A 16961-nucleotide genomic window follows, 5' to 3' on the forward strand; every position below is an offset into this window, starting at 1 on the left:
GGCAACCCTCCTCTCGGATCGATTCAGACGACAAACATGCGACGTTTTTGCACCCTTGGCTTTGTGCTCGGCCTGATTCTGATGGTATTCGGTTTGACTTATATCTTGCCGATTGCAACGTCTTTATATTTCGACGACGGCATGGCCGAACATTTCGTCAACGGCATGTCTTTGAATATTGGCGTTGGCAGCCTGCTCTCGGGCCTGACCATGCGCTTTCGCGGCGATGTCAAAACCCGCGACGGCTATCTGCTGGTGGCTTCGTTCTGGATTTTGATGTCTTCGGCGGCAACCTTGCCGTTGATCTGGGGCATTCCCGGATTGTCGTTTACCGATGCATTTTTCGAATGCGTCTCCGGCTTCACCACGACCGGCGCCACCGTGCTGGTGGGTCTGGATCAGTTGGCGCCGTCATTGAACCTGTGGCGGCATGAATTGAACTGGATCGGCGGCTTGGGCATCATCGTGTTGGCCGTGGCGATTCTGCCGCTGCTGGGCGTTGGGGGCATGCAGTTGTACAAGGCCGAAATCGCCGGCCCGGTCAAGGACAGCAAAATCACGCCGCGCATCACCGAAACCGCCCGTTTGCTGTGGCTGGTTTACGCGGGAGTGACGATCTTGTGCATCCTCTGCCTGAAACTGGCCGGCATGGGCTGGTTCGATGCGATCTGCCATGCGTTCGCAACGCTGGGCCTGGGCGGATTTTCCACCCACGATGCCAGCATCAGTTATTACGATTCCCCGGCGATCGAATTCGTACTGATCGTGTTCATGTTGATCTCGGCCATCAACTTCGCCACACATTACACGGTGGTGCACCAAATCAGCCTGAAACCTTACCTGCTAGACCCGGAAGCGATTCCGATGCTGGGCGTGGTATCCGGCAGCATTCTGCTGTGCGCCGGCTACTTGTGGCATTTCGGCACTTATCCGGACATTTTCGAAAGCCTGCGCCATGTCGCGTTCAATCTGGTCTCGATTGCGACCGACTGCGGCTTCATGAGCACCGACTACGACCGCTGGCCGCCGTTCGTGCCGTGGTGGATGTTGTATCTGAGTTGCATCACCGCCTGCACCGGCTCTACCGGCGGCGGCATCAAAATGTTCCGCACATTGTTGCTGTGGAAGCAGGCCGGCCGGGAAATGTTCAGCATCCTGCATCCGCGGGCGGTTAATCCGATTCGGATCGGCGATACCCCGATCGCCAACAAGATCATTTTCGCGGTTTTGGCGTTCATCTTTTTGTACTTCATCTCGATCGTGGTACTGACCTTCTCGCTGATCTTTTCCGGGTTGGACCCGATTTCGGCCCTTTCCGGCATCATTGCCTGCATCAACAACGCCGGACCGGGTTTGAACGTGATCGGCCCGGCCCAAAATTACGGCGTACTCAGCGATTTTCAAACCTGGATTTGTTCGATCGCGATGCTGCTGGGACGACTGGAAGTATTCACGCTGATCGTGCTTTTTACACCCACGTTCTGGAGAAAATAGTACAATTCGCCGACTAATTCCGCTTCGGCCCCACTAACTGCGCCCAAGCGATTCCGGCCGCCGGCAACAACCCATCAATTCTAAAATCAGGAACATTCGACATGACTTCCGCGCGACACATCGACTTTCTCAGCAAAAGAAAAATAGCCTTTTTCTTTTCCGGCAGCCTGCTACTGATTTCGATCATTTCGTTTTTCGCCAAGGGCCTGGATCTGGGCATCGATTTCACCGGCGGCAGCGTCTACGAAATGCATTACAACCAAGCCGCGGATCTGGACAAAATGCGCGCCACGCTGGAACAGGAAGGCTTTGCCGACGCCAATCTGCAGCATTTCGGCAGTGCGGCGGACGTACTGATCCGGCTGAAACCGGTGGAAAGCATCAGCCAAAAGGAACTTAGCGAAAAAGTCCTGAAAGTTGCAAATAGTAGCCAAGCCCAGCCCGGCGAATTGCGCCGCGTCGAGTTCGTCGGCCCGCAGGTCGGCGAAGACCTGATCAACGACGGCGGTTTGGCGCTGCTGTTCGCCTTTATCGGCATCATGGTCTACGTCAGCATCCGCTTCGAGTGGAAACTGTCGTTGAGCGCGATCGCCGCGCTGTTCCACGACACCATCATCACGATGGGCTTTTTCTCGGTATTCGGCTGGGAATTCGACATGACCGTGCTGTCGGCGATTCTGGCCCTGATCGGTTACTCGATTAACGACACCATCGTAGTTTACGACCGGATCCGGGAAACCGTCCGCACCAGCCGGATCAAAGATTCGATCCACGACATCGTCAACACTGCGCTGAACGATACGCTGAGCCGGACCATCCTGACCTCTTTGACCGTATTCCTGACCTTGCTGGCGCTGGCGTTTCTGGGCGGCAAAACCATCCACGGCTTTGCCATCGCAATGCTGATCGGCGTGGTCAAGGGCACTTATTCGTCGATTTATATCGCCAGCTCGCTGGCGTTGAGCCTCGGCCTAACCCGCGAAGACTTGATGCCGCCGGCCAAGGACAACGTCGTCGACGACATGCCTTAAGCGGCCGCCAAATTCTGATTTCCAACTTCAAGCGTACATATCCGGAATAACTTGATGACCCAACAGCTAAATACTCGCGAACTGACCCAATTGACACTCGGCATCCCCGGCTTCGAATACAAAGACCTTTACGACAGCAAGCGCCTGGCCGATTTGCTGACCGTGTTCGACCAATCGGTCAAGCATCACGACTCGGCTCTGTTCGACGAAATCACCGCCTACCGCGCCTGCGGCGGCGACGGCATGAAGCCGGAAGAAATATCCGAGTTACTGGTCAGAACGGCGCCGCTGGTCGGCACCTTCGTCGCCAAGCTGTTCAACGTGCAAGACGTGCGCGACAAGCAAATCAGCCATATCCGTGGCGAGTTCGACAGCGTATTTACCTACCGCACCGAGATTGTCGGCAATCTGGCCAAATCGTTCAAAGGACAAACCATCGACGGCTGGGATATCGCCGCATTGCGCGCGGAAATGGACGCTTTATTGGCCGCCGCCGGCAAACAGGATTTGTTCAACACCGACCCGGAACTGGCCGTCAGCGAACTCGGCGCCGACCTGTGGCGGGCAGCGCAACAGGAAAACGCCAGCGCGGAAACGCTGGCCGGTTACGACACGGTTTGCCGCTGGAGCTTTGCTGCCAAGCAGGTTCCGGAATTGCAAAGTCTGGTCGCGAAATGGTTGAGCTTTAAAGTCCCGGCAAAAACCAACCTGGAAAATCTGGTAGACCACGAAACGGTCGATCAAAATGGCTATGGCGTTTGGGCTTGCGACGACCATCACCATCGCCGCCGCGACGGTTTTGCTTTGACCGACAAGCGCTTCAACCAGCGCCAGACCTTGTACGAGGTCGACCACTGCATTTACTGCCACGACCGCGACAACGATTCCTGCTCGAAAGGCATCAAGAACAAAAAAGACGGCACGTTCAAAACCAACCATTTGAACGCACTGATGACCGGCTGTCCGCTGGAAGAAAAGATTTCCGAAATGCACGTGGTCAAACGCCAGGGCGACAACATCGGTGCGCTGGCGATGATCATCATCGACAACCCGATGTGCCCCGGCACCGGCCACCGGATTTGCAACGACTGCATGCGCGGTTGCATTTACCAAAAAACCGAGTCGGTCAACATTCCGCAGATCGAAACCAACGTGCTGACCGACGTGCTGTTCATGCCTTGGGGCTTCGAGATTTACAGCCTGTTGACCCGCTGGAACCCGCTCAACGTCAAACGTTCTGTGGCATTGCCCTACAACGGCAAAAACGTGCTGGTCGCCGGCATGGGCCCGGCCGGTTACACCCTGGCACATTATCTGTTGAACGAAGGCTTCGGTGTCGTCGGTATCGATGCATTGAAAATCGAGCCGTTGCCGCTGCATTTGACCGGCGACCGCAACAATCCGCCCATGCCGATCATTGATTTCAAGGATTTGTACGAAGATCTGGACAAGCGGGTCATGCTCGGTTTCGGCGGCGTCGCCGAATATGGCATTACCGTGCGCTGGGATAAAAACTTCCTGAAAGTGATTTACCTGACCCTGCTGCGCCGCAACGCTTTCAAATGCTATGGCGGCATTCGCTTCGGCGGCACCATTACGATTGATGAAGCCTGGGAGCTGGGTTTCGACCATATTGCGATCGCCAGCGGCGCCGGCAAGCCAACCATCATCGACCTGAAAAACAACATGACCCGCGGCATCCGCAAGGCCTCCGACTTTTTGATGGGCTTGCAATTGACCGGCGCCGCCAAGGAATCCTCGCTGGCCAACCTGCAAGTGCGCTTGCCGGCCGGCGTGATCGGCGGCGGCTTGACCGCGATCGATACCGCGACCGAACTGCTGGCGTATTACCCCGGTCAGGTCAGCAAAATCCTGCATCGTTACGAGAAGCTGGTGGCGAAATACGGCGAAGCCGAAGTCCGCCGCCGTTACGACGCCGAGGAACTGGAAATTCTGGAAGAATTCCTGGCCCACGGCCGGGTCATCGAGCAAGAACGCGAGCGTGCAGCCGCAGCCGGCGAAACGCCGAACTTCCTGCCGTTCCTGAAGCAATGGGGCGGCGTCACGCTGTTCTACCGCAAAGGCATCAAGGACTCGCCAGCCTACCGGCAAAACCACGAAGAAATTCACGAAGCCTTGTCCGAAGGCATTTATCTGGCAGAAGGCATGAGCCCGCTGGAAGCGATCGAAGACCAATACGGCCATTTAAAAGCCGTCCGTTTCGAGAAACTGACCGAGCAGGAAGGCCGTTGGAAGAAGACCGACGAAGTCGAAGTGAGCTTGCGCGGCCTGTTCATTGCCGCCGGCACTGCGCCGAACACGATCTACCAGTCCGAGCATCCGCGCACCTTCGCAATGGAAGGCAAATTCTACAAACGTCACGAACCTGACTGGCTGGACAGCAAAGTTCAACTGGCACCGATGGCCGACGAAGCCCAAGTCAAGGTCGGCAAACCGGCGCCGTTTACCTCTTACCAAAGCGAAGGCCGCTACATCACCTTCTACGGCGACAACCACCCGGTTTACGCCGGCAACGTGGTTAAAGCGATGGCCAGCGCGAAAGACGGTTACCCCTATATCGTCAAGCTGTTCGCCAACGAACTGGCTGCACTCGATCCGGCCCAACAAGGCTCGCGCGATGCGCAACTGCACGGTTTGCAGGATAAACTGGACGAGTTGTTCATCGCCCGCGTCGTCGAAGTCAACCGCCTGACCCCAACGATTATCGAGGTCGTGATCAAAGCCCCGGCGGCAGCCAAACATTTCGAACCCGGCCAATTTTATCGGGTGCAGAATTACGAATCGCTGGCACCGGTGGTCGAAGGCACCACGCTGGCCGCCGAAGGCTTGGCCTTGACCGGCGCCTGGGTTGACAAAGAAAAAGGCCTGGTATCCTTGATTGCATTGGAAATGGGCAGCTCCAGCCGCCTGTGCGCGACCTGGAAACCCGGCGATCCTCTGGTATTGATGGGCGTCACCGGCGCCCCGACCGAAATCCCGACCGGCAAGACCGTGTTGCTGTTGGGCGGCGGCTTGGGCAACGCGGTATTGTTCTCGATCGGCAAAGCCATGCGCGCCGCCGGCAACAAAGTGTTGTATTTCGCCGGCTACCGCAACCGGATCGACTTGTTCAAGGTACCGGAAATCGAGGAAGCCTCCGACGTCATCGTCTGGGCCGTCGACAACATACCCGGCAACGACGCCATCCCGGTCACAAGGCCGCAGGATAAAACCTTCGTCGGCAACATCGTCGAAGCGATGGTCGCCTACGCTGAGGGCCACCTGGGCGAGACCACGCTGAAATTGCAGGACGTGGACCATCTGATCGTGATCGGCTCCGACCGGATGATGGCAGCGGTTAAGGCAGCCCGCTTCGCGGCGCTGAAACCGTATTTGAAGGCCGGCCACGAAGCGGTCGGCTCGATCAACTCGCCCATGCAGTGCATGATGAAAGGCGTCTGCGCGCAATGCTTATGCAAGCATGTCGATCCGGAAACCGGCGAGGAAAGCTTCATGTACTCCTGCTACAACCAGGACCAAGCCTTGGATTACGTGGACTTTCCGAATTTGAACGCCCGCTTGCGGCAAAATACCGTGCAGGAAAAACTCTCGTCGTTGTGGTTGACGTATCTGCTGGAAACAGCGGGTAATTAAACCTTCACAACATCCACCCGCATTTCCGGTTTCGGCTGGAAACGCGGGCTGCTTTCGCGGCCAAGGAACTCGATACCGCCGCGACAGTCTGGGCTTCAAATTTTGAAAGGAGTTCGCTCGTGTTACTACGTATTTCGCTGTTTCTGCTATGTGCTTGCTCGCCAATCCTGGCTTGGGCCAGCGCAGACCCCGCCACCGCCCACGTTCTCGACCTGACCCATCATTGGGTCGGCTACTTGGCCATTTGCATCTTCTCGCTGGCCTATACCTTGGCCATGACCGAGGAAGTCACGGAACTGAACAAATCCAAACCGATGGTCTTGGCGGCAAGTTTGATCTGGGCTTTTATCGCCGGCGTCTACGTACACGGCGGCATGCGCGAGGAAGCCGGGCAAGCCTTCCGCGCCGCACTGATCGGATATGCGGAGCTGTTTTTGTTCATCATGGTGTCTATGGCCTATTTGAACGCAATGGAAAATCGCGGCGTGTTCGATAATTTGCGGGTCTGGCTACTAAGCAAGGGCTTCAGCTACCGCAAATTGTTCTGGATAACCGGCTGCATGTCGTTTTTCATGTCCTCGGTTTGTAACAACCTGACCACCGCCTTGTTGATGGGCGCGGTAATTACGGCCATGGGCAAGGACAACCCTCGCTTCGTAACACTGGCGGCTATCAATGTGGTCGTAGCCACTAACGCCGGCGGTTCGTTCAGTCCATTCGGCGATATCACCACGCTATTGGTCTGGCAAAGTGGAGTGGTGCCGTTCGCCGATTTCTTCTCGCTGTTCATTCCAGCTATCGTCAACTTTGCGCTGCCGGCAATCGTCATGCATTTCTGGATTCCAAGGGAATTTCCGGGGGCGGTCGGTCGAGCGCCAATTATGAAGCGCGGTGCATTAGCAATGATTGTGCTGTTTTTGTTGACCATCATTACCGCGGTCTGCTTCGAGAACTTTTTGAAACTACCGCCCGCCGCCGGCATGCTGGCCGGTCTGACCTATCTCAAGTTTCTCGGTTATTACCTGCAAAAAACAGAAGGCAGAGCTAAGGGCAGCGACTTTGCCCACGTTTACAAATTATTCCAAGTGGAGCTGCCAGCTAGTCGCCAAGATCAGAAATTCGACGTATTCAAAAGCGTCGCCCATCTGGAGTGGGACACCTTGCTGTTTTTCTACGGCGTAATGATGAGCGTTGGCGGTTTGAGTTTCATCGGCTACCTGACGATGGCCTCCAACGTGTTGTACATCGGCATGGACCCGACCATTGCCAACATTCTGGTCGGCATTTTTTCCGCCTTCATCGACAACGGCACAATCATGTTCGCTGTGCTGACCATGCACCCGGATATCTCGCAAGGCCAATGGCTGTTAGTGACGCTGACTGCCGGTGTCGGCGGCAGCCTGTTGGCAATCGGCTCGGCGGCCGGCGTCGGTCTGATGGGGCAAATGAAGGGTGTTTACACCTTTAGCGCCCATTTGAAATGGATGCCGGTGATTTTACTGGGTTTCTTCGGCAGCATTGCCACCCATTTTTTGCTAAACGGCCATTATTTCTAACGTGGTCTCGGCGGCGACGGAGCGCTGCCCGTTTGGCCAATTGCCAAAAATACCAAATTTGTATCGCCTGCAGCAAAATATTATCGGTTTGCCAGCGCCAACCGGAACCCTGAAGCCGGCCATAGCCACATCAAAAAAGCATCATTAATTTCAATAACTTGACTAAAATCCCTTTTGCCGACACACCTGTCCGCTTGCATTCGCCGCAGACACTACCGTGCAAAGCCGGGTCGTTAGGAGCAAAAATCGCTTTACTTTTTGTGGATAGCCGCGACGAGGCATGTATAATGAAGCCGATTTAGCTCGGTATCGTTGTCGCTTTTCAAGCTCGCAATAGGATCAACAAACTTTGTTTTCCGCTTACCCGCTTTAGTCACAAACCCTAGTTCCAAACCAGCGAATAGCACTTTTTAAAGCAAGAGAAATTTATGTCAGTTCAAGTAGAAGGCAAAGTTAAATGGTTCAACGATGAAAAAGGTTTCGGCTTCATCGAACAAGAGGGCGGCAAAGATGTGTTTGTGCATTTCAGCGCAATCAACGGCAGCGGCCGCAGAACTTTGAAAGAAGGCCAAAAAGTCACGATGGAAGTGACCAACGGCCAAAAAGGCCCACAAGCGGAAAACGTTACTCCGTTATAAGCCCGATAAAAAAGCCGCCTCACCAGCGGCTTTTTTGTTAGACCAGTTTGGCCCACAGGTCGTAGTCGTCGGCGTCTTCGATTTCGACGTCGACGAAGCTTCCAACCTGGAGGTGGCTTGCGCCGTCGATGAACACTTGACCGTCGATTTCGGGGGCATCGCTTCTGCTGCGCGCCACCGCCCCTTCTTCGACGACCTCGTCGATCAAGACGGTCTCACGGCATCCTATCCGTCGCTGTAAGCGTTCGGCGCTGATCGCAGCCTGATGCTCCATAAACCGCGCCAACCGCTCCTGCTTGACCTGTTCCGGCACCGCATCCGGCAGCGCGTTTGCCGCCGCGCCCTTAACCGGCGAATAGGCAAAACAACCGACCCGATCCATTTGCGCTTCGCTCAAAAACTGCAACAGCTCTTCGAATTCCTGCTCGGTTTCGCCGGGAAAACCGACGATGAAGGTGCTACGAATGGTTAAATCAGGACAAATGTTGCGCCAGGCACGGATACGCTCCAGATTGTTTTCCGCCGCAGCCGGCCGCTTCATCAGCTTCAAAATTCGGCTGCTGGCATGTTGAAACGGAATATCCAGATACGGCAAAATTTTCCCGTCGGCCATCAACGGCACCACATCGTCAACGTGCGGATAGGGATAAACATAATGCATCCGCACCCAAATTCCCAGCTCGCCCAATGCCGCCGCCAAATCCTTGAAACGGGTTTGGTAGTCGCGGCCGCGCCAAGCCCGGCTTTGGTAGTGTAAATCCAGGCCATAAGCGCTGGTATCCTGCGATACGATCAACAGCTCTTTTACGCCGGCGGCAGCCAGGCGTTCCGCCTCGGCCATAACGTCGTCGATCGGCCGGCTGACCAGGTCGCCACGCATCGACGGAATGATGCAAAAGGTACAGCGGTGGTTGCAGCCTTCCGAAATCTTCAAGTAGGCGTAATGCTTGGGCGTCAATTTGATGCCTTGCGGCGGTAACAGCTCCAGGAAGGGATTGTGCGCCGGCGGCAAGTGTTCGTGTACCGCGTCCAGCACCTCGTCGGTGGCGTGGGCGCCGGTAATTTTCAGCACTTGCGGATGGCGGGCCAGTATCTCGTCCTGCCGCGCCCCCAGACAACCGGTGACGATGACCCTGCCGTTTTCGGCCAAAGCTTCGCCGATGCTGTCCAGCGACTCTTCCACCGCGGCATCGATAAAGCCGCAAGTATTGACGATAACCAGATCGGAATCCTTGTAATTCGGCGAAACCTGGTAGCCCTCGGTCCGCAAGCGGGTCAAAATCTGCTCGCTATCGACCAGCGCTTTCGGGCAACCTAAACTGATAAAACCAACACGCGGATTAGTCATTAAATTCTCTCGAAATCGTTATAAACAAGTGGGCGGTTTCGGCAAGCCGGCTATCTTGCAAGCGTATTTCAGCGGCCCTTTGGGAAATAGTTTTTGCAGATAGCGGCTATTGCCTTTGTCTTCGCCAAATTGCTTGCGCACTGCGGCGACAAACATCCTGGCATTGGGCAGGTGTTTAAAGCGGGCGTAGTAGTCGCGGATGAAATACAGGATTTCCCAATGCGCATCCTCCAGCTCCAACGCTTCTGCCTGAGCTAAGACCTCGGCGACGCGTCGGTTCCATTGCGCTGCGTCGCGCAAGAAACCGTCTGCCGTCGTGTCCAAAACCGCACCGTCGTAAATCAACACCAGGAATGGATCGCGGGGTGTTTAACGGTCAGCTCGACCAGCCCAGCGTAATCTATGGGTTCCACACCGGGCAACAGCCGCCCCGCTTGTAAGCCATACGCCTCGACCATGTCCCGCATCGCATAGACTTGGCAGGGTCGCGCCATGACCTGCTGCAACAGCCGGTTATCTTGATGGCCGCGTAACGCACCGCAGACCGTGGCATCCAGCAACACGATATCGTCGCCGGGCGCCATTCTCGCAAACACCTCGGCCTGCAATGGCAATTGCGACAACAAATGCAACATCACTCGGCGTGGGTCAGTTTCAGGCCGACGATACCGACGACAATAAACATAATCGACGCCAGCCGCACCCAGTCGGCCGGCTCCTTAAACCAGAGGACACCGATCACGGCAACGCCGACCGCCCCCATGCCGGTCCAAACCGCATAGGCGGTTCCCAACGGTAAAGTACGGATAGCCAACATCAGCAAATAAAAGCTGGCGATACCGGAGACGCCGGTTACCACGCTAGGCCACAGCTTGGTGAAGCCATCGTTATATTTCAGACTTACTGCAAACACGATTTCCGAACACCCCGCCACCAACAACAGCAACCAACCCATCAAAACTCCTGCCTATACACTATAATCCTGCTTATTTTACAATAGCCCTTTCCGCACACCGCAATATTTAGCAACTTTAATGGAAAAAGAATCCGACTATCTTGTTAGAGGCTCCAAACTGGTTTTTGGCCACCTGACCGATCTGGTAAAGAAAAAGTGCATCATTTCTGCGCACTTTGGCGAACACAACCAATCGTTTTTGACCACGATTATCGATCTCGACCAGAAAGCCAACCTGTTGGCACTCGATGTCGCGCCCACCGAGTTGTTGAACAAACAGTTGCTGAATTCGCCCAAAGTGCTGTTCCGGACGGAATACGAAGGGATCAAGGTCTCCTTCCGCGGCAAATCGATCAAGAAATCGCAAAGTGACGGCCACCCGGTACTTGCAATGCCGATTCCGGACGCGATTTTCTGGATGCAGCGCCGCCAGTTCTACCGGATTAAAGTACCGCTTTCGCATACCAACAGCCTGTGCGTAATGATGTTTACCCCGCCCCAGGATCCTGACGACATCGAGAATATAGAACCCACGGTGCTGAAAGCCTCATTTAGGTTGGTCGATCTGAGCTTTTCCGGGTTTGCGTTTCTGAATCCGGATTCGCAATTCGACAAATATCTGAATCCGGAAGACAAGCATGAAGGCTGCATGATGTATCTGCACGACGGCGGACAAGCCAAAATCAGCTTCGAAATCAAAGAAATAACCCGAGTACGCGCCACCGTGACCGGTACTCAGCAGCGCGTCGGCTGTCGTTTCACCGACATTCCTCCGGCGTTCGAAACCAATATTCAACGCTACATGCAGGATATCGAAATCCAACAAAAAAATTTGGCTTGATCCTAAAAAACGCTGGCACGCGGCCTTCCTCCAGACAAGACCTACAGCCACTCCGTTTGCCAGTTAGCTTGGCCTCACTGTCGTTCCCGCTATACCCATTCAAATTGCCATGAACGCGTCTCCGCTACAACTTCCCGAATTACCGAAACAGTCCACCCAAGCTCATATCTGGCGCGACTTAGCCGGCTGCGGCGATGCGCTGGCGCTCGCCACCGCGATCGCCAGCGAAAAACGCTTGGCCGTCATCGTCACACCGGACACGCAAACCGCGTTGCGCCTGGAGCACGAACTGGCCTTTTTTCTGGACAGCGCCTATCCGATATTGCAATTTCCGGACTGGGAAACCCTGCCCTACGATGTGTTCTCGCCGTTGCCGGAAATCATTTCCGAGCGCTTGCGTACGCTGGCCCTGCTCCCGGAAACCAAGCGCGGCGCGCTGATCGTGCCGATCTCGACCTTGATGCACCGGCTGGCGCCGCGCGAACACATCCTGGCCCACAGTTTTGCCATTGAAGTCGGCGGCACCTTGAGCCTGGACCTGACCCGCGCCAAATTGGAAGCGGTGGGTTACCAGTGCGTATCGCAGGTGTATCAGCACGGCGAATTCGCGGTACGCGGCTCGATTTTGGACCTGTTCCCGATGGGCTCCAAGCAGCCCTACCGGATCGAACTGTTCGACGACGACGTCGAATCGATCCGCAGCTTCGACCCCGACACGCAGATGTCGCAAGACAAAATGCAAAAAGTCGAATTGTTCCCGGCCCGCGAATTTCCATTTACCGACGACGCCATCAAACGCTTCCGCCAGGCCTTCCGCGAGCAATTCCCCGACGCCTCGCCGAAAAACAATTTGTACGTCGACGTGTCCAAGCAAATCGCCCCGGCCGGCATCGAATATTACTTGCCGCTGTTCGTCGAGCGCACCGAATCGCTGTTCGATTACTTGCCGAGCAGCGCGCTATTCGTGTTGCCGGCCGAGTTCGAAACCGGTGCCGGCCAGTTTTACGCCGAGGCCGAAGAGCGTTATCAGCAACGCAAATACGACGTCGACAGGCCGCTACTGCCGCCGCAGCGCCTGTTTTTAGCCGCCGACGAATTGGTTGGCAAAACCCAAGCGTTCAGCCGCATAGTGCTGGACCATCAAGGTGAACAAGGCGAATCGCTGCATTGCCAAACGTTGCCCGATGTCGCCATCGATAGCCGCTTGAAAGAGCCGGCGCAGCGCCTGCGCCAGTTCATCGAAGGCTTTGCCGGCAAAATCCTGTTCGTTGCCGAGACTGCCGGCCACCGCGAGGGCCTGATCGAGAAACTGAAAAGCGTCAAACTGGCCGCCAAGCAAGTCCAAAACTGGCCGGAATTTCTGCAAAGCGAACAGTCGCCGTGCATCGTCGTCGCGCCGATGGATCACGGGCTGTTGCTCGACCAACCGAAGCTGGCCATCATCACCGAAAGCCAACTCAGCGGCGAAAAAGTCCAGCAACGCCGGCGCCGCGCAAAATCCGCCGCCCGGGCACTGGAAAACATCTTCAACAACCTCGACGAGCTGACGATAGGCTCGCCGGTGGTCCACCAGGAACATGGCGTGGGCCGCTACCTAGGCCTACAGACCTTGACGGTCGGCGGCATCGAAGCCGAGTTTCTGATGCTGGAATATGCCGGCGGCGACAAGATTTACGTGCCGGTCGCCTCGCTGCATCTGATTGGCCGCTACAGCGGCGTCAGCGCCGAAAACGCCCCCTTGCACAAGCTTGGCACCGAGCAATGGAGCAAGGCCAAGCAAAAGGCCATGGAGCGGGCCCGCGACGTGGCCGCCGAATTGCTGGACATCCACGCCAAACGCGCCGCGCGCGGCGGCTTTGCCTTTAGCGTCGACAATAGCGACTACAACGCCTTTGCCGCCGGCTTCCCGTTCGAGGAAACCCCCGATCAGCTCAGCGCCATCGAAGCGATTTTGCAAGATATGGCTGCGCCGCAACCGATGGACCGCGTAGTATGCGGCGACGTCGGCTTCGGCAAGACCGAAGTGGCGATGCGTGCGGCCTTTGTGGCGGTGCAAAGCGGCAAACAGGTGGCGGTGCTGGTGCCAACCACCCTGCTGGCGCAGCAACACTATCAAAACTTCCGCGACCGCTTTGCCGACTGGCCGGTGCGCATTGAAGTCACCTCCCGTTTCGTCACCGCCAAACAGCAAACCGCCATCGCCGACGATCTGGCCGAGGGCAAGGTCGACATCGTCATCGGCACCCATAAGCTGCTTTCCAAGGATATGAAATACAAGGCCTTGGGCTTGGTCATCATCGACGAGGAACACCGCTTCGGCGTCACTCAAAAAGAACATTTCAAAAAGCTGCGCAGCGAACTGGACTTGCTGACACTGACCGCAACGCCAATCCCGAGGACGTTGAACATGGCCATGGCCGGCCTGCGCGATATTTCCATCATCGCCACGCCGCCGCCGAACCGCCATGCGATCAAAACCTTCGTCAGCGAATGGATCGATTCGCAAGTCCAGGAAGCCTGCCAGCGCGAGATCAAACGCGGCGGTCAGGTATTCTTCCTGCACAACGACGTCAAGACCATGGAAAAAATGATGCGCGAACTGGCTGAACTGGTGCCGGAAGCGCGGATTCAGATCGCCCACGGCCAGATGGCCGAGCGCGAGCTGGAGCAAATCATGCTGGATTTTTATCACCAGCGTTTTAATGTGCTAATCGCTACCACCATCATCGAAAGCGGCATCGACATTCCCAGCGCGAATACTATCGTCATCAACCGGGCCGACAAGCTGGGTTTGGCCCAGTTGCACCAGTTACGCGGCCGGGTTGGCCGGTCCCACCACCGCGCCTATTGCTACTGCATCGTGCCGCCGAAAACCCTGATGACCAAGGACGCGATCAAGCGTCTGGAGGCCTTCGAAACCTCCGGCGAACTCGGCGCCGGCTTCATGTTGTCCTCGCACGACATGGAGATCCGCGGCGCCGGCGAGTTGCTGGGCGACGAACAAAGCGGCCAGATTCAGGAAATCGGCTTTACCTTGTACACCGAGTTGCTGGAACGGGCGGTCAAAGCCTTGAAATCCGGCAAGCAGCCGGAGCTGGACGCGCCTTTGGACTATGGCCCGGAAGTCGATCTGCAAGTAGCAGCCTTGATTCCGGAAGACTATTTGCCGGACATCCACGCCCGCCTTGTTTTGTACAAACGCATCGCCAGCGCCGAAACCGAAGACGATTTGCGCAAGTTAAAAATCGAAATGATCGACCGCTTCGGCCTATTGCCGGATCAGGTCAAAGCCTTGTTCGCGGTCACAGAACTGAAGCAACAAGCCGCGCATCTGGGCATCCGCAAAATTGAAGCCCACGCCACCGGCGGCCGCATCGTGTTTACCGCCACGCCGCAAATCGATACCGGCGAGTTGATCTTGATGATCCAAAGCCAGTCGCAGGTGTATAAATTCGACGGCGCGGATAAATTGAGGTTTACCCAGACTTTTAAGGATATGGAGGATAAGGTGGCGTTTTTGGAGAAGTTGTTGGCGAGGTTGGCACCTAGTTCGGCATCAAGCATAGGCTGACGATTTCCTACTCATTAGGCAATAACGGACACATAACATGACCATCCCCGATTACCAGACACTAATGTTGCCAGTATTGAAACTTGCATCGGATGGCAATGAACATAAATTCAGCCATGCCGTCGACGCTCTGGCTAAAGAGTTCGCACTGACAGTAGAAGAGAGAAATGAACTCCTACCAAGCGGCAGCCAAGCAATATTTAACAATCGGGTCGGTTGGGCGCGATCTTATTTGAAGCAAGCTGGCCTATTGACAGCTCCGAGAAGAGGATACTTCGCAATTTCGGACAAAGGCGCAGAATTACTTAAAAACAATCCCGACCAAATAGACGCATCAGTCCTCGAACAATATCCGGAATTCATCGAATTCAAAAATCGTAAAAAGGACAAGGGCGAAACTGAGCCGAATCCGGTATTCGCATTCGAATCGCAATCCACATTAACTCCGGAAGACGCACTTGCCTCAGCTTACAACAAGCTTCGTTCTGCGGTCGAATCTGAAGTTCTCGCTGCGGTCAAGGAAGCATCGCCCTCATTCTTCGAACGAGTCGTTATCGACCTGTTAGTGAAAATGGGTTATGGCGGTAATCGGCAAGATGCTGGCAGGGCGCTTGGCAAAAGCGGTGACGGTGGAATTGACGGCATTATTAATGAAGACCGCCTGGGACTGGATGTAATCTATATCCAGGCCAAACGCTGGGAGGGCGTTGTGGGGCGCCCCGAAATTCAAAAGTTCGCCGGCGCGTTGCAAGGCCAACGTGCAAGAAAGGGTGTTTTCATTACCACTTCATCTTTCACGAAAGAAGCCAAAGAATATGTTTCGGTCATCGAATCAAAAATCATACTGCTCGATGGCGAGAATCTTGCCAAGCTCATGGCCGAACACAATGTTGGAGTCTCTACGATTGGTCTTTATGAGGTCAAAAAACTGGATTCCGACTATTTTGATAATGAGTAGGTCGTCAGTTCGCGTCGTTCCGATGTACCTGACTTGCCGGGCGGCTTTTGGCTTGCAAGCCCCCGGCAACTCAAAGGATCACTTCTTATTGAAATGGTAAATATCCCCAAATTTACCCTTCAACGTCATCGTTTTATCGTCCTTTTCGACCAAGGAAAAAACGTCGAATTTGTCTGACCTACCCAATAGCGAAATTTTCAATTTGCCGTTTTCCACTTCGTAATTGACCGGCGCTTGGTCGTAATAAGTGCCGTCGCGCGGAATGTGGGTGATCGTGACCTTGCCGGCGTTGAACGCCCACGTATCTTCCCGCTTGAGCGTATCCTGAGCGCTGGCCGATTTCTTGGTGTACTCCAGTTTCCAGCTACCCTGAATTTCGTCGCCGGATTGCAGCGGCACGTCGGCATAACTCTGGCCGGCCATCGCCAATAAAAGCACTGCCCAATATTTTTTCATGTCGCTCTCCCCGTTTTTGATAAACATAGAGCGTCAGGATTGTACGCTCAGTTTTCCGGAAAGTATCCTTATTCCTTTAGGGGGTTTGGTTGAAGCACGCGCTCGCAAAAACCGGATCGGCCGACGCACTGCCGCTGGCGCCGAAGCAGACGAAACTCAACCCCCTTATCTACCGATCCGAGTTAGTCGGATAGCTGTAAATGGCCTGACCATGGGCTTTATCGACATAGACCATGTCTATCTCGGCGATCGGCACCGAAGGCACCAACATAGGGTAACTGTGTATTCCGCGGTTATAGGCAGGATCGTCGTAAAGAACCTGCACGGCCGTAGATTTGATATGTCCGGAGCCTATTCCTCGGTCGCCGTGAGACCACGCCGCGCCAGAAAACAAGCCTATTGTGATCGCCATTATTTTGATGATTTGTGTGATTTTCATGATTGTTCTCCCGGTAATAC

At 55.2% G+C, this 16961-nt stretch carries 14 protein-coding genes; 8 read left to right on the forward strand and 6 right to left on the reverse strand.

Annotated features, from left to right (window positions below; all coding sequences use genetic code 11):
* Positions 1 to 36 precede the first annotated feature (36 nt).
* From AC0IM9_RS08035 to AC0IM9_RS08055, 5 genes are all read left to right on the forward strand, one after another.
* Positions 37 to 1494: a TrkH family potassium uptake protein gene (locus tag AC0IM9_RS08035; protein WP_482803653.1), complete on the forward strand. Its 1458-nt coding sequence runs from the start codon at positions 37 to 39 to the stop codon at positions 1492 to 1494.
* Between the two features lie 101 nt (positions 1495 to 1595).
* Positions 1596 to 2525 (forward strand): protein translocase subunit SecF, encoded by a 930-nt coding sequence (gene secF, locus AC0IM9_RS08040; protein WP_140911386.1) that lies wholly within the window; start codon positions 1596 to 1598, stop codon positions 2523 to 2525.
* Between the two features lie 54 nt (positions 2526 to 2579).
* Complete coding sequence (locus AC0IM9_RS08045) at positions 2580 to 6179, forward strand: FAD-dependent oxidoreductase (RefSeq protein WP_482803654.1); 3600 nt, start codon at positions 2580 to 2582, stop codon at positions 6177 to 6179.
* 143 nt (positions 6180 to 6322) lie between these two features.
* Complete coding sequence (nhaD, locus tag AC0IM9_RS08050; protein WP_409563844.1) at positions 6323 to 7735, forward strand: sodium:proton antiporter NhaD; 1413 nt, start codon at positions 6323 to 6325, stop codon at positions 7733 to 7735.
* A 428-nt stretch (positions 7736 to 8163) separates the two neighbouring features.
* Positions 8164 to 8373, forward strand: a complete 210-nt coding sequence (locus tag AC0IM9_RS08055; RefSeq protein ID WP_054760518.1) for a cold-shock protein — start codon at positions 8164 to 8166, stop codon at positions 8371 to 8373.
* 37 nt (positions 8374 to 8410) lie between these two features.
* Here the strand turns inward: AC0IM9_RS08055 and rimO are convergent, their stop codons facing one another.
* From rimO to AC0IM9_RS08075, 4 genes are read right to left on the reverse strand one after another with little or no spacing between them, the layout of a single operon-like run.
* Positions 8411 to 9721: a 30S ribosomal protein S12 methylthiotransferase RimO gene (gene rimO / locus AC0IM9_RS08060; RefSeq protein ID WP_482803655.1), complete on the reverse strand. Its 1311-nt coding sequence runs from the start codon at positions 9719 to 9721 to the stop codon at positions 8411 to 8413.
* A gap of 18 nt (positions 9722 to 9739) precedes the next feature.
* Positions 9740 to 10072: a TusE/DsrC/DsvC family sulfur relay protein gene (locus tag AC0IM9_RS08065; RefSeq protein WP_222101868.1), complete on the reverse strand. Its 333-nt coding sequence runs from the start codon at positions 10070 to 10072 to the stop codon at positions 9740 to 9742.
* Positions 10063 to 10356, reverse strand: a complete 294-nt coding sequence (gene tusB, locus AC0IM9_RS08070) for a sulfurtransferase complex subunit TusB (protein ID WP_482803656.1) — start codon at positions 10354 to 10356, stop codon at positions 10063 to 10065. The genes AC0IM9_RS08065 and tusB overlap by 10 nt, the downstream gene beginning before the upstream one ends.
* Positions 10356 to 10676 (reverse strand): DMT family transporter, encoded by a 321-nt coding sequence (locus AC0IM9_RS08075; RefSeq protein ID WP_140911392.1) that lies wholly within the window; start codon positions 10674 to 10676, stop codon positions 10356 to 10358. Before AC0IM9_RS08075 ends, tusB begins: the two co-directional genes overlap by 1 nt.
* Before the next feature lie 79 nt (positions 10677 to 10755).
* Between AC0IM9_RS08075 and AC0IM9_RS08080 the strand changes: the two genes are divergently transcribed.
* From AC0IM9_RS08080 to AC0IM9_RS08090, 3 genes are all read left to right on the forward strand, one after another.
* Positions 10756 to 11517, forward strand: coding sequence for a flagellar brake protein (locus tag AC0IM9_RS08080; protein ID WP_482803657.1), 762 nt, complete (start codon positions 10756 to 10758; stop codon positions 11515 to 11517).
* Positions 11518 to 11626: 109 nt separating this feature from the next.
* Positions 11627 to 15088 carry a transcription-repair coupling factor gene (mfd, locus tag AC0IM9_RS08085; RefSeq protein WP_482803658.1) on the forward strand — a complete coding sequence of 1154 codons (3462 nt, stop codon included), beginning with the start codon at positions 11627 to 11629 and terminating at the stop codon, positions 15086 to 15088.
* Between the two features lie 37 nt (positions 15089 to 15125).
* Positions 15126 to 16046 carry a restriction endonuclease gene (locus tag AC0IM9_RS08090; RefSeq protein WP_482803659.1) on the forward strand — a complete coding sequence of 307 codons (921 nt, stop codon included), beginning with the start codon at positions 15126 to 15128 and terminating at the stop codon, positions 16044 to 16046.
* Positions 16047 to 16124: 78 nt separating this feature from the next.
* Here the strand turns inward: AC0IM9_RS08090 and AC0IM9_RS08095 are convergent, their stop codons facing one another.
* Together AC0IM9_RS08095 and AC0IM9_RS08100 are read right to left on the reverse strand one after the other, a co-directional pair.
* On the reverse strand, positions 16125 to 16502 hold the full coding sequence (locus AC0IM9_RS08095) for a lipocalin family protein (protein WP_140911396.1): 378 nt from the start codon (positions 16500 to 16502) through the stop codon (positions 16125 to 16127).
* Between the two features lie 169 nt (positions 16503 to 16671).
* Positions 16672 to 16941 (reverse strand): hypothetical protein, encoded by a 270-nt coding sequence (locus AC0IM9_RS08100; RefSeq protein ID WP_482803660.1) that lies wholly within the window; start codon positions 16939 to 16941, stop codon positions 16672 to 16674.
* Positions 16942 to 16961: the final 20 nt, after the last annotated feature.

Source organism: Methylomonas sp. Uni0011, from assembly GCF_056850255.1.

Coding starts and splice junctions, on each gene's coding strand:
- AC0IM9_RS08035 (WP_482803653.1), top strand. CDS start 37: ATGCGACGTTTTTGCACCCTTGGCTTTGTGCTCGGCCTGATTCTGATG.
- secF (WP_140911386.1), top strand. CDS start 1,596: ATGACTTCCGCGCGACACATCGACTTTCTCAGCAAAAGAAAAATAGCC.
- AC0IM9_RS08045 (WP_482803654.1), top strand. CDS start 2,580: ATGACCCAACAGCTAAATACTCGCGAACTGACCCAATTGACACTCGGC.
- AC0IM9_RS08055 (WP_054760518.1), top strand. CDS start 8,164: ATGTCAGTTCAAGTAGAAGGCAAAGTTAAATGGTTCAACGATGAAAAA.
- rimO (WP_482803655.1), bottom strand. CDS start 9,721: ATGACTAATCCGCGTGTTGGTTTTATCAGTTTAGGTTGCCCGAAAGCG.
- tusB (WP_482803656.1), bottom strand. CDS start 10,356: ATGTTGCATTTGTTGTCGCAATTGCCATTGCAGGCCGAGGTGTTTGCG.
- AC0IM9_RS08075 (WP_140911392.1), bottom strand. CDS start 10,676: ATGGGTTGGTTGCTGTTGTTGGTGGCGGGGTGTTCGGAAATCGTGTTT.
- AC0IM9_RS08080 (WP_482803657.1), top strand. CDS start 10,756: ATGGAAAAAGAATCCGACTATCTTGTTAGAGGCTCCAAACTGGTTTTT.
- mfd (WP_482803658.1), top strand. CDS start 11,627: ATGAACGCGTCTCCGCTACAACTTCCCGAATTACCGAAACAGTCCACC.
- AC0IM9_RS08090 (WP_482803659.1), top strand. CDS start 15,126: ATGACCATCCCCGATTACCAGACACTAATGTTGCCAGTATTGAAACTT.
- AC0IM9_RS08095 (WP_140911396.1), bottom strand. CDS start 16,502: ATGAAAAAATATTGGGCAGTGCTTTTATTGGCGATGGCCGGCCAGAGT.
- AC0IM9_RS08100 (WP_482803660.1), bottom strand. CDS start 16,941: ATGAAAATCACACAAATCATCAAAATAATGGCGATCACAATAGGCTTG.